13 protein-coding genes and 1 pseudogene are annotated in these 12,763 nt (G+C 56.4%); all 14 read left to right on the forward strand.

Annotation, left to right across the window (positions count from 1 at the left end; genetic code table 11):
- Positions 1-157: 157 nt before the first annotated feature.
- The 14 genes and pseudogenes from eutS (at position 158) to eutC (ending at position 12,761) form a co-directional block, all read left to right on the forward strand.
- Positions 158-493, forward strand: a complete 336-nt coding sequence (eutS, locus tag A7098_RS17070; protein WP_000356956.1) for an ethanolamine utilization microcompartment protein EutS — start codon at positions 158-160, stop codon at positions 491-493.
- Between the two features lie 12 nt (positions 494-505).
- Positions 506-985: an ethanolamine utilization acetate kinase EutP gene (eutP, locus tag A7098_RS17075; protein WP_105281140.1), complete on the forward strand. Its 480-nt coding sequence runs from the start codon at positions 506-508 to the stop codon at positions 983-985.
- Positions 960-1,662: pseudogene (eutQ, locus tag A7098_RS17080) on the forward strand (ethanolamine utilization acetate kinase EutQ). The gene eutP and the pseudogene eutQ overlap by 26 nt, the downstream one beginning before the upstream one ends.
- Positions 1,659-2,462, forward strand: a complete 804-nt coding sequence (gene eutT / locus A7098_RS17085; RefSeq protein WP_105281141.1) for an ethanolamine utilization cob(I)yrinic acid a,c-diamide adenosyltransferase EutT — start codon at positions 1,659-1,661, stop codon at positions 2,460-2,462. Before eutQ ends, eutT begins: the two are co-directional and overlap by 4 nt.
- The gene (gene pta / locus A7098_RS17090; protein WP_105281142.1) at positions 2,459-3,475 is read left to right on the forward strand and encodes a phosphate acetyltransferase; all 1,017 of its coding nucleotides are present in this window, start codon (positions 2,459-2,461) and stop codon (positions 3,473-3,475) included. The genes eutT and pta overlap by 4 nt, the downstream gene beginning before the upstream one ends.
- 38 nt (positions 3,476-3,513) lie before the next feature.
- Complete coding sequence (gene eutM, locus A7098_RS17095; RefSeq protein WP_000387713.1) at positions 3,514-3,807, forward strand: ethanolamine utilization microcompartment protein EutM; 294 nt, start codon at positions 3,514-3,516, stop codon at positions 3,805-3,807.
- Positions 3,808-3,913: 106 nt separating this feature from the next.
- Positions 3,914-4,201 carry an ethanolamine utilization microcompartment protein EutN gene (gene eutN, locus A7098_RS17100; RefSeq protein WP_105281143.1) on the forward strand — a complete coding sequence of 96 codons (288 nt, stop codon included), beginning with the start codon at positions 3,914-3,916 and terminating at the stop codon, positions 4,199-4,201.
- Between the two features lie 11 nt (positions 4,202-4,212).
- Entirely contained in the window at positions 4,213-5,616 is a 1,404-nt protein-coding gene (locus A7098_RS17105) for an aldehyde dehydrogenase family protein (protein ID WP_105281144.1), read from the forward strand.
- Positions 5,617-5,626: 10 nt separating this feature from the next.
- The gene (gene eutJ / locus A7098_RS17110) at positions 5,627-6,463 is read left to right on the forward strand and encodes an ethanolamine utilization protein EutJ (protein ID WP_105281145.1); all 837 of its coding nucleotides are present in this window, start codon (positions 5,627-5,629) and stop codon (positions 6,461-6,463) included.
- Entirely contained in the window at positions 6,453-7,640 is a 1,188-nt protein-coding gene (gene eutG / locus A7098_RS17115) for an ethanolamine utilization ethanol dehydrogenase EutG (RefSeq protein WP_105281146.1), read from the forward strand. The genes eutJ and eutG overlap by 11 nt, the downstream gene beginning before the upstream one ends.
- Before the next feature lie 213 nt (positions 7,641-7,853).
- On the forward strand, positions 7,854-9,080 hold the full coding sequence (gene eutH, locus A7098_RS17120) for an ethanolamine utilization protein EutH (protein ID WP_105281147.1): 1,227 nt from the start codon (positions 7,854-7,856) through the stop codon (positions 9,078-9,080).
- On the forward strand, positions 9,077-10,480 hold the full coding sequence (gene eutA / locus A7098_RS17125; protein WP_105281148.1) for an ethanolamine ammonia-lyase reactivating factor EutA: 1,404 nt from the start codon (positions 9,077-9,079) through the stop codon (positions 10,478-10,480). Before eutH ends, eutA begins: the two co-directional genes overlap by 4 nt.
- Positions 10,481-10,491: 11 nt before the next feature.
- Positions 10,492-11,853 carry an ethanolamine ammonia-lyase subunit alpha gene (eutB, locus tag A7098_RS17130; RefSeq protein WP_000769998.1) on the forward strand — a complete coding sequence of 454 codons (1,362 nt, stop codon included), beginning with the start codon at positions 10,492-10,494 and terminating at the stop codon, positions 11,851-11,853.
- Positions 11,854-11,873: 20 nt separating this feature from the next.
- On the forward strand, positions 11,874-12,761 hold the full coding sequence (gene eutC / locus A7098_RS17135; protein ID WP_105281149.1) for an ethanolamine ammonia-lyase subunit beta: 888 nt from the start codon (positions 11,874-11,876) through the stop codon (positions 12,759-12,761).
- Positions 12,762-12,763 lie beyond the last annotated feature (2 nt).

Below are 12,763 nucleotides of genomic sequence, written 5' to 3' on the forward strand. Positions count from 1 at the left end.
ATATTCATGTGCTGTACATGAAAATTTATGCATTAGATAAAATATCTCTCCATTCTTAGTGATCTACCTCACCTTTTAAACTCCCTTGCCGAATTTTGTTATTTACTCTGACGAAAAATTGTCACGATAGCGCCAGATTTTTCACAGGCGGCGACTCATGGATAAAGAACGCATCATTCAGGAATTTGTGCCCGGTAAACAGGTCACGCTGGCGCATTTAATTGCGCATCCCGGTGAGGAACTGGCGAAGAAAATCGGTGTTCCCGATGCCGGCGCAATCGGCATTATGACGCTAACTCCCGGTGAAACAGCGATGATCGCCGGCGATTTAGCACTGAAAGCCGCCGATGTGCATATCGGTTTTCTTGACCGTTTTAGCGGCGCGCTGGTGATTTATGGCTCGGTGGGCGCGGTAGAAGAAGCGTTATCACAAACCGTCAGCGGTTTAGGGCGCTTATTAAATTATACGCTTTGTGAAATGACCAAAAGTTAATGCGAGGCATTCATGAAACGAATTGCGTTTGTGGGTGCTGTCGGAGCAGGAAAGACAACGTTATTTAATGCGTTGCAAGGGGATTATACCCTCGCGCGAAAAACGCAGACTGTGGAATTTAATAATAAGGGTGATATTGATACGCCAGGTGAATATTTTAGCCATCCCCGCTGGTATCACGCCTTAATTACCACGCTACAGGATGTGGACATGCTGATATATGTCCACGGCGCAAATGATCCGGAAAGCCGATTACCTGCCGGGTTGCTGGATATTGGCGTCACTAAACGGCAAATCGCCGTCATCAGTAAAACGGACATGCCGGATGCTGACGTCGCCGCAACGCGACAGTTATTGCGCGAGACTGGCTTTGAAGAGCCGATTTTCGAGCTAAACAGCCACGACCCGCAAAGCGTGCAGCAACTGGTGGATTATCTGGCATCTCTCACCGAACAGGAGGAAGCAGGTGAAAAAACTCATCACAGCGAATGATATTCGTGAAGCCCATGCGCGCGGCGAACAGGCAATGTCCGTGGTTCTGCGCGCCAGCATTATCCACCCCGGAAGCGCGAGAAGTGGCGGATCTGCTGGGGTTTACCATCACCGAATGCGATGAATCGACACCGGTAACGGCGTCCGTTCCTGCCAGCGCGCCTGCCGATAAAACCGAAAGTCAGCGCATTCGCGAAACCATCATCGCCCAACTGCCGGAAGGCCAGTTTACCGAAAGCCTGGTCGCGCAACTGATGGAAAAAGTGATGAAGGAAAAGCAGTCGCTGGAGCAGGGCGCAATGCAGTCGAGTTTTAAATCGGTGACCGGCAAAGGCGGCATCAAAGTTATCGATGGCGGCAGCGTGAAGTTTGGTCGTTTCGACGGCGCGGAGCCTCAATGCGTCGGGTTGACCGACCTGGTTACCGGAGATGACGGCAGCAGCATGGCTGCGGGTTTTATGCAGTGGGATAACGCCTTCTTCCCGTGGAAGCTGAACTACGACGAAATCGACATGGTACTGGAAGGTGAACTGCACGTTCGCCATGAAGGCGAAACCATGATCGCCAAAGCGGGCGACGTGATGTTTATCCCGAAGGGTTCCAGCATCGAATTTGGTACGACATCCAGCGTGAAATTCCTGTATGTCGCCTGGCCGGCTAACTGGCAATCCCTATGAAAGATTTCATCACCGAAGCATGGCTAAGAGCGAACCATACGCTTAGCGAAGGCGCAGAGATCCATCTCCCTGCGCACAGTCGCCTGACGCCCTCTGCCCGGGAGTTACTGGAAAGCCGCCATCTGCGCATCAAGTTTATTGACGAGCAGGGCAGCCTGTTTGTTGACGATGAACAGCAGCAGCCGCAGCGCGTTCACGGGCTGACCAGTAGCGATGAATATCCGCAGGCGTGCTGCGAACTCTGCCACCAGCCGGTGGCGAAAAAGCCAGACACGCTGACTCATCTGTCGGCGGAAAAAATGGTCGCTAAAAGCGATCCGCGCCTGGGTTTTCGCGCTGTTCTCGACAGCACCATTGCGCTGACAGTGTGGCTGCAAATTGAACTGGCGGAACCGTGGCAGCCGTGGCTGGCGGACATCCGTTCGCGTCTTGGCAACATTATGCGCGCCGATGCGCTGGGAGAACCGCTGGGCTGCCAGGCGATTGTCGGGCTTTCAGACGAAGACCTGCATCGGCTTTCCCATCAGCCTCTGCGTTATCTCGATCACGATCATCTGGTGCCGGAAGCCAGCCACGGGCGCGATGCCGCGTTGCTCAATCTGCTACGCACCAAAGTGCGTGAAACCGAAACCGTAGCGGCGCAGGTGTTTATCACCCGCAGTTTTGAAGTATTACGCCCGGACATCTTGCAGGCGCTGAACCGCCTTTCCAGCACAGTTTACGTGATGATGATCCTGAGCGTGACGAAGCAGCCGCTAACGGTGACGCAGATCCAACAACGACTGGGAGAGACGCCATGATAATTGAACGTTGTCGTGAACTGGCGTTGCGAGCGCCCGCCAGAGTGATTTTTCCGGATGCGTTAGATCAACGTGTGCTGAAAGCCGCGCAATATTTACATCAACAAGCTCTGGCAACGCCCATTCTGGTCGCCAATCCGTTTGAACTTCGCCAGTTTGCGCTCAGTCATGGCGTGGCGATGGACGGGCTACAGGTGATTGATCCACACAGCAATCTTGCGATGCGGGACGAATTTACCCACCGCTGGCTTGCTCGCGCAGGCGATAAAACGCCGCCGGACGCGCTGGATAAACTCACCGATCCGCTGATGTTTGCCGCCGCAATAGTCAGCGCCGGTACAGCGGATGTTTGCATTGCGGGCAACCTCTCTTCCACGGCGAATGTGTTACGCGCCGGATTACGCATTATTGGCTTGCAGCCAGGCTGCAAAACGCTCTCCTCCATTTTCCTGATGCTGCCGCAGTACAGCGGCTCCGCGTTGGGCTTTGCCGATTGCAGCGTGGTGCCACAGCCGACGGCGGCGCAACTGGCGGATATCGCGCTTGCCAGCGCCGACACCTGGCGCGCCATCACCGGAGAAGAGCCGCGCGTAGCGATGTTGTCGTTTTCCAGCAACGGCAGCGCCCGTCACCCCTGCGTTGCTAACGTTCAGCAGGCGACCGAAATCGTCCGTGAACGCGCGCCACAGCTTGTGGTGGATGGAGAATTACAGTTTGACGCCGCCTTCGTGCCGGATGTCGCGGCGCAAAAAGCGCCTGCCAGCCCGCTACAAGGTAAGGCCAATGTGATGGTTTTTCCGTCGCTGGAAGCGGGCAATATTGGCTACAAAATCGCACAACGACTTGGCGGATATCGTGCCGTCGGACCGTTGATACAAGGGCTTGCCGCGCCGATGCACGATCTCTCTCGTGGCTGTAGCGTGCAGGAAATTATCGAACTGGCGCTGGTGGCAGCCGTACCGCGTCAGACAGAAGTGAACCGCGAAAGCAGTTTACAAACACTGGTTGAATGAACGGTCCCGTTCTGGACCCCTATAAAGAGGAAAACACAATGGAAGCATTAGGAATGATCGAAACCCGGGGCCTGGTTGCACTGATTGAGGCTTCTGACGCGATGGTAAAAGCTGCGCGCGTCAAACTGGTTGGTGTTAAGCAGATTGGCGGCGGCCTGTGTACTGCGATGGTTCGCGGTGATGTTGCTGCCTGTAAAGCGGCGACCGATGCCGGTGCCGCAGCGGCACAGCGTATCGGCGAGCTAGTATCTGTCCACGTTATTCCGCGTCCGCACGGCGACCTGGAAGAAGTGTTCCCGATCGGCCTGAAAGGCGACAGCAGTAACCTGTAATCACCCTGTGTGACGTCGATTCGGGCGTCACGCTCTCTCCTTTTTCTATTTACCTTCTGCGGAGGGTAGGGGGAGCTTTTACCTGAAATACGCCACGGAGGCGGGTATGAAACTGGCAGTCGTCACTAGACAAATTGTTTGTACCGTACGCCATCACGGACTGGCGCATGACAAATTGCTGATGGTGGAAATGATTGATTCACAGGGAAACCCTGACGGGCAGTGTGCCGTTGCCATCGACAACATTGGCGCAGGAACCGGGGAGTGGGTGTTGCTGGTGAGTGGCAGTTCCGCCCGCCAGGCGCATAAAAGCGAAACGTCACCGGTCGATCTGTGCGTGATTGGCATCGTCGATGAGGTGGTCTCTGGCGGTCAGGTAATTTTCCACAAATAAGGCAGAACATCATGAATCAACAGGATATTGAACAGGTGGTGAAAGCGGTACTGCTGAAAATGCAAAGCAGTGACATGCCGCCCGCCGTCGTTCATGAGATGGGTGTTTTCGCGTCCCTGGATGACGCCGTTGCGGCAGCCAAAATTGCTCAGCAAGGGTTAAAAAGCGTGGCAATGCGCCAGTTAGCTATTGCTGCCATTCGTGAAGCAGGCGAAAAACACGCCAGAGATTTAGCGGAACTTGCCGTCAGTGAAACCGGCATGGGGCGCGTCGAAGATAAATTTGCCAAAAACGTCGCTCAGGCACGCGGCACGCCAGGCGTTGAGTGTCTCTCTCCGCAAGTGCTGACCGGCGACAACGGCCTGACTTTAATTGAAAACGCGCCCTGGGGCGTGGTGGCTTCGGTAACGCCGTCCACTAACCCGGCGGCGACCGTTATTAATAACGCCATCAGCCTGATTGCGGCGGGCAACAGCGTCATTTTTGCCCCGCATCCGGCGGCGAAAAAAGTCTCCCAGCGGGCGATTACGCTGCTCAACCAGGCGATTGTTGCCGCAGGCGGGCCGGAAAACTTACTGGTGACCGTGGCAAATCCGGATATCGAAACCGCGCAACGCTTGTTCAAGTTTCCGGGCATCGGCCTTTTGGTGGTGACCGGCGGCGAAGCAGTGGTGGAAGCGGCGCGTAAACACACCAATAAACGTCTGATAGCCGCAGGTGCAGGCAACCCGCCGGTAGTGGTGGATGAAACCGCCGACCTTGCCCGTGCCGCTCAGTCCATTGTCAAAGGCGCTTCTTTCGATAACAACATTATTTGTGCCGATGAAAAGGTACTGATTGTCGTCGATAGCGTAGCCGATGAGCTGATGCGTCTGATGGAAGGCCAGAACGCGGTGAAACTGACCGCAGAGCAGGCGCAGCAGCTACAACCAGTGTTGCTGAAAAATATCGACGAACGCGGAAAGGGCACAGTCAGCCGCGACTGGGTAGGTCGCGATGCGGCGAAAATCGCGGCGGCAATCGGCCTGAACGTGCCGCAAGAAACGCGCTTGCTGTTTGTAGAAACCACCGCAGAACATCCGTTTGCCGTGACCGAACTGATGATGCCGGTACTGCCGGTGGTGCGCGTCGCCAATGTGGCGGATGCCATTGCGCTGGCGGTGAAACTGGAAGGCGGTTGCCACCATACGGCGGCAATGCACTCGCGCAATATCGAAAACATGAACCAGATGGCGAACGCCATTGATACCAGCATTTTCGTTAAGAACGGACCGTGCATTGCCGGGCTGGGTCTGGGCGGGGAGGGCTGGACCACCATGACCATCACCACGCCAACCGGTGAAGGGGTAACCAGCGCACGGACGTTTGTCCGTCTGCGTCGCTGTGTATTAGTCGATGCGTTTCGCATTGTTTAAGGAGTAACCGATGGCGCACGACGAACAATGGCTCACCCCGCGTCTGCAAACGGCGGCAACGCTGTGTAACCAGACGCCTGGCGCGACGGAGTCTCCGCTGTGGCTGGGGGTGGATCTGGGCACCTGCGATGTGGTGTCGATGGTTGTCGACCGCGAAGGTCAGCCGGTGGCGGTATGCCTCGACTGGGCCGATGTGGTCCGCGACGGCATCGTCTGGGATTTCTTCGGCGCAGTCACCATTGTTCGTCGCCATCTCGACACCCTTGAGCAGCAATTCGGTCGCCGTTTTAGCCATGCGGCGACGTCATTTCCCCCAGGTACGGATGCGCGTATTTCCATCAACGTACTGGAATCTGCCGGACTGGAAGTCAGCCATGTTCTGGATGAACCAACGGCGGTGGTGGATCTGCTGCAACTGGATAACGCAGGCGTAGTGGATATTGGCGGCGGCACCACCGGTATTGCCATCGTGAAACAGGGCAAAGTGACTTACTCGGCGGATGAAGCCACCGGCGGACATCACATTTCTCTGACGCTCGCCGGAAATCGTCGTATTCCGCTGGAAGAGGCGGAGCAGTACAAGCGCGGTCACGGTGAAGAGATTTGGCCAGTGGTGAAACCGGTGTACGAAAAAATGGCGGACATTGTCGCACGGCATATCGCAGGGCAGGGCATTACTGATTTATGGCTGGCAGGCGGCTCCTGTATGCAACCGGGCGTGGCGGAGCTGTTTCGCAAACAATTCCCGACATTCCAGGTGCATTTACCGCAGCACAGTCTGTTTATGACCCCGCTGGCGATTGCCAGTAGCGGGCGAGAGAAAGCGGAGGGGATCTATGCAAAATGAATTGCAGACCGCGCTCTTTCAGGCATTCGATGCCCTGAATCTGCAACGGGTAAAAACATTTAGCGTTCCACCTGTGACGCTTTGCGGCTCTGGTGCGGTGAGCAGTTGCGGACAGCAGGCGCAAACGCGCGGGTTGAAACATCTGTTCGTGATGGCAGACAGCTTTTTGCATCAGGCGGGGATGACCGCCGGGCTTATGCGTAGCCTGGCGGTAAAAGGTATCGCCATGACGCTCTGGCCATGTCCGGTGGGCGAACCGTGCATTACCGACGTGTGTGCGGCTGTGGCGCAACTGCGTGAATCAGGCTGTGATGGTGTTATCGCGTTTGGCGGTGGCTCGGTGCTGGATGCCGCAAAAGCCGTGGCGTTGCTGGTGACGAACCCCGATAGCACGCTGGCAGAGATGTCAGAAACCCGCGTTCTGCAACCGCGCCTGCCGCTGATTGCCATTCCAACTACCGCCGGAACCGGCTCTGAAACCACTAACGTAACGGTGATTATCGACGCTGTGAGCGGGCGCAAGCAGGTGTTAGCACATGCCTCACTGATGCCGGATGTGGCGATTCTCGATGCCGCGCTGACCGAAGGCGTGCCGTCGCATGTCACGGCGATGACCGGCATCGATGCGTTAACCCATGCCATTGAAGCGTATAGCGCACTGAACGCCACACCGTTTACCGACAGTCTGGCGATTGGCGCCATTGCGATGATTGGTAAATCGCTGCCGAAAGCGGTGGGCTACGGGCACGACCTTGCCGCGCGCGAAAGTATGTTGCTCGCATCATGCATGGCGGGAATGGCGTTTTCCAGTGCGGGGCTTGGGTTATGCCACGCGATGGCGCATCAGCCGGGCGCGGCGCTGCATATTCCGCACGGTCTGGCGAATGCCATGCTGCTGCCAACGGTGATGGAGTTTAACCGGATGGTATGCCGCGAACGTTTTAGCCAGGTAGGCAGGGCGCTGCGAACTAAAAAATCCGACGAGCGTGATGCTATTAACGCGGTTAGTGAGCTGATTGCGGAAGTTGGGATTGGTAAACGACTGGGCGATGTTGGTGCGACATCTGCGCATTACGGCGCATGGGCGCAGGCCGCGCTGGAAGATATTTGTCTGCGCAGTAATCCGCGTACCGCCAGCCTGGAACAGATTGTCGGCCTGTACGCAGCAGCACAATAAACGCCGGATGCGACGCTTGTCGCGTCTTATCCGGCCTACAGGATTGCACATGTAGGACGGATAAGGCGTTCACGCCGCATCCGCCAGTGCGGAGCAATTGCCGGATGCGACGTATGTCGCGTTTTATCCGGCCTTCGGGATTGCACATGTAGGGCGGATAAGGCGTTTACGCCGCATCCGCCAATAAATAACAACTAACAGGGAGTAAAGGCGATGGGAATTAACGAAATCATCATGTACATCATGATGTTCTTTATGCTGATAGCTGCCGTAGACAGGATCCTGTCGCAGTTCGGCGGTTCTGCACGTTTCCTCGGTAAATTCGGTAAAAGTATTGAAGGATCGGGCGGGCAGTTCGAAGAAGGCTTTATGGCGATGGGCGCGCTGGGTCTGGCGATGGTCGGTATGACTGCGCTGGCACCGGTGCTGGCGCATGTGCTGGGCCCGGTCATTATCCCGCTGTATGAAATGCTTGGCGCTAACCCGTCAATGTTCGCCGGAACGCTGCTGGCGTGCGATATGGGCGGCTTCTTCCTCGCTAAAGAGCTGGCGGGCGGCGATGTGGCGGCGTGGCTATACTCAGGTTTGATTCTGGGCTCGATGATGGGGCCGACGATTGTGTTCTCCATTCCCGTGGCGCTCGGCATTATCGAACCTTCCGACCGTCGTTACCTGGCGCTTGGCGTGCTGGCCGGGATCGTCACCATCCCCATCGGCTGTATCGCGGGTGGCTTAATCGCCATGTATTCCGGCGTGCAGATCAACGGTCAGCCGGTGGAATTCACCTTCGCGTTGATCCTGATGAACATGATCCCGGTATTAATTGTCGCGGTGCTGGTGGCATTGGGGCTGAAGTTCATCCCGGAAAAAATGATCAACGGCTTCCAGATCTTCGCCAAATTCCTCGTCGCGCTGATTACGATTGGCCTTGCCGCCGCGGTAGTGAAATTCCTGCTTGGCTGGGAACTTATTCCAGGTCTTGATCCTATCTTTATAGCGCCCGGCGATAAACCTGGCGAAGTGATGCGCGCCATCGAAGTTATTGGTTCTATCTCCTGCGTGCTGCTGGGAGCGTATCCGATGGTGCTGCTGCTCACCCGTTGGTTTGAAAAACCGTTGATGAGCGTCGGTAAGCTTCTGAATGTGAATAATATTGCGGCAGCGGGCATGGTGGCAACGCTTGCCAACAATATCCCGATGTTCGGCATGATGAAGCAGATGGATACCCGCGGCAAAGTGATCAACTGCGCCTTCGCCGTCTCTGCGGCGTTCGCTCTGGGCGATCACTTAGGTTTTGCGGCGGCCAACATGAACGCGATGATCTTCCCGATGATTGTCGGCAAGCTGATTGGCGGCGTCACGGCGATTGGCGTGGCAATGATGCTGGTGCCGAAAGATGACGCAGCACAGGTTAAAACCGAAGCGGAGGCACAATCGTGAACACTCGCCAGCTACTGAGCGTCGGTATCGATATCGGCACCACCACCACCCAGGTGATCTTTTCCCGTCTGGAACTGGTTAACCGTGCGGCAGTGTCGCAGGTGCCGCGTTACGAATTCATCAAACGCGAAATTAGCTGGCAAAGCCCGGTGTTCTTTACCCCTGTCGATAAACAGGGCGGATTAAAAGAAGCGGAGCTGAAAACTTTAATCCTTGAGCAATATCAGGCTGCGGGCATTGCGCCGGAAAGCGTTGATTCCGGGGCCATTATCATCACCGGCGAGAGTGCGAAAACCCGCAATGCGCGTCCGGCGGTCATGACGCTTTCCCAGTCGCTGGGCGATTTTGTGGTGGCCAGCGCCGGGCCGCATCTGGAATCGGTGATTGCCGGACACGGCGCCGGGGCGCAAACCCTGTCGGAACAGCGGATGTGCCGGGTGTTGAATATTGATATTGGCGGCGGTACGTCAAACTACGCGCTCTTTGAAGCGGGAAAGGTGAGCGGAACCGCCTGCCTGAACGTCGGCGGACGTCTGCTGGAAACGGATAGCCAGGGCCGGGTGGTTTACGCCCACAAGCCGGGGCAGATGATTGTCGATGACCTTTTTGGCAAGGGAACCGACGCCTGCGCACTCACTGGCGCACAGCTTGGGCAGGTTACCCGGCGGATGGCGGAGCTTATTGTGGAAGTGGTGAGCGGCACGCTCTCTGCGCTTGCGCAGCAGTTGATGCAAACCGGCCTTCTGCCCGCCGATGTGAAACCGGACGTTATCACCCTTTCTGGCGGCGTGGGCGAGTGTTACCGCCATCAGCCTGCCGACCCGTTTTGTTTTTCCGATATTGGCCCGCTGCTGGCGACGGCGCTGCATGAACATCCGCGCCTGCGTGAGATGAACGTGCAGTTTCCGGCGCAAACCGTGCGCGCCACGGTGATTGGCGCGGGCGCGCATACGCTATCGCTTTCCGGCAGCACAATTTGGCTGGATGGCGTTGATTTGCCGATACGCAATCTGCCGGTGGCCATCCCACAGACTGAGTCGAACCTGGTTGATGCCTGGCAGCAGGCATTGGCGCAGCTCGATCTTTGTCCCCAAACAGACGCATACGTGCTGGCGCTACCCGCCGGGCTTCCCGTGCGTTATGCCGCATTACTGACGGTCATCGACGCGTTGACCCAATTCGTCGCGCGTTTTCCGAATCCGCATCCCCTGCTGGTGGTAGCCGGGCAGGACTTTGGTAAAGCTCTGGGCATGTTATTGCGCCCACAGCTACAACAACTCCCGTTGGCAGTCATTGACGAAGTGATTGTTCGCGCGGGGGACTATATCGACATTGGTACGCCTCTTTTTGGCGGATCGGTTGTGCCGGTGACGGTGAAATCACTCGCATTTCCTTCCTGAGGGAACGACTTATGAAACTAAAGACCACATTGTTCGGCAATGTATATCAGTTTAAGGATGTAAAAGAGGTGCTGGCTAAAGCCAACGAACTGCGTTCGGGGGATGTGCTGGCGGGCGTTGCAGCGGCAAGCTCGCAGGAGCGCGTGGCGGCAAAGCAGGTGTTGTCGGAAATGACGGTGGCGGATATCCGCAATAATCCGGTGATTTCTTATGAAGAGGACTGCGTAACGCGGCTGATTCAGGACGACGTTAACGAAACGGCCTACAACCAGATTAAAAACTGGAGCATCAGCGAATTGCGCGAGTATGTGCTGAGCGACGAAACCAGCGTGGATGACATTGCCTTTACCCGCAAAGGGCTGACCTCGGAAGTGGTCGCGGCGGTGGCGAAGATTTGTTCCAACGCGGATCTCATCTACGGCGCGAAGAAAATGCCGGTGATCAAAAAGGCCAATACCACCATCGGTATCCCAGGCACTTTCAGCGCCCGTTTGCAGCCGAACGATACCCGTGATGACGTGCAAAGTATTGCCGCACAAATCTACGAAGGGCTTTCTTTCGGCGTGGGCGATGCGGTGATTGGCGTTAACCCGGTGACTGATGACGTGGAAAACTTAAGCCGCGTGCTGGACACCATTTACGGTGTTATCGACAAATTCAACATTCCAACTCAGGGCTGCGTGCTGGCGCATGTCACCACCCAGATCGAAGCGATCCGTCGTGGCGCACCAGGCGGGCTGATTTTCCAGAGTATCTGTGGCAGTGAAAAAGGGCTGAAAGAGTTTGGTGTGGAACTGGCGATGCTCGACGAAGCGCGCGCAGTGGGTGCAGAGTTCAACCGTATCGCCGGGGAAAACTGCCTCTACTTCGAAACCGGACAAGGTTCAGCGCTATCCGCTGGCGCTAACTTCGGCGCAGACCAGGTGACGATGGAAGCACGTAACTATGGGCTGGCGCGTCATTACGATCCGTTTATCGTCAACACCGTGGTCGGCTTTATTGGGCCGGAGTATCTCTACAATGACCGTCAGATTATCCGTGCGGGCTTAGAAGATCACTTTATGGGCAAGCTGAGCGGCATCTCTATGGGCTGTGACTGCTGTTACACCAACCACGCTGACGCTGACCAGAACCTCAACGAAAACCTGATGATCCTGCTCGCCACCGCAGGCTGCAACTACATCATGGGGATGCCGTTAGGCGATGACATCATGCTCAACTATCAGACCACCGCCTTCCATGACACCGCCACAGTGCGTCAGTTACTCAACCTGCGTCCGTCACCGGAGTTTGAACGCTGGCTGGAAAGCATGGGCATTATGGCAAACGGTCGCCTGACCAAACGGGCGGGCGATCCGTCACTGTTCTTCTGATGACGCGGAGATAACACATCATGGATCAAAAACAGATTGAAGAAATTGTACGCAGCGTGATGGCGTCAATGGGGCAGGCGGATGCCGCGCCAGCGGAAACCAAATGCGCCACCACAACGTGCGCTGCGCCGGTGACCTCTGAAAGTTGCGCGCTGGATTTAGGTTCCGCTGAAGCGAAGGCATGGATTGGCGTGGAAAATCCGCATCGCGCAGACGTATTAACAGAACTGCGTCGCAGCACCGTGGCTCGCGTTTGTACCGGTCGTGCCGGCCCGCGTCCGCGTACTCAGGCGTTGCTGCGTTTCCTGGCCGACCACTCTCGTTCGAAAGATACCGTACTGAAAGAAGTGCCGGAAGAGTGGGTGAAAGCGCAGGGTTTGCTGGAAGTACGCTCTGAAATCAGTGACAAAAATCTCTACCTGACTCGCCCGGACATGGGGCGTCGCCTGTGTGCGGAAGCTGTTGAAGCCTTGAAAGCACAGTGCGTTGCCAATCCGGACGTACAGGTCGTTGTCTCCGATGGCCTGTCAACTGATGCGATCACCGTGAACTACGAAGAGATCCTGCCGCCGCTGATGGCGGGCCTGAAACAGGCCGGGCTGAAAGTCGGTACGCCATTCTTTGTTCGTTATGGTCGCGTGAAGATTGAAGATCAGATCGGTGAGATCCTCGGCGCGAAAGTGGTGATCCTGCTGGTGGGCGAACGCCCGGGATTAGGGCAGTCAGAAAGCCTCTCCTGCTACGCCGTTTACTCGCCGCGTATGGCGACCACCGTTGAGGCCGATCGCACCTGTATCTCTAACATTCACCAGGGCGGCACACCGCCGGTTGAAGCCGCAGCCGTCATTGTGGATTTGGCGAAACGTATGCTGGAGCAGAAAGCATCCGGCATCAACATGACCCGATAAGG

This window comes from Escherichia sp. MOD1-EC7011 (assembly GCF_002965005.1).
Lineage (GTDB): Bacteria > Pseudomonadota > Gammaproteobacteria > Enterobacterales > Enterobacteriaceae > Escherichia > Escherichia ruysiae.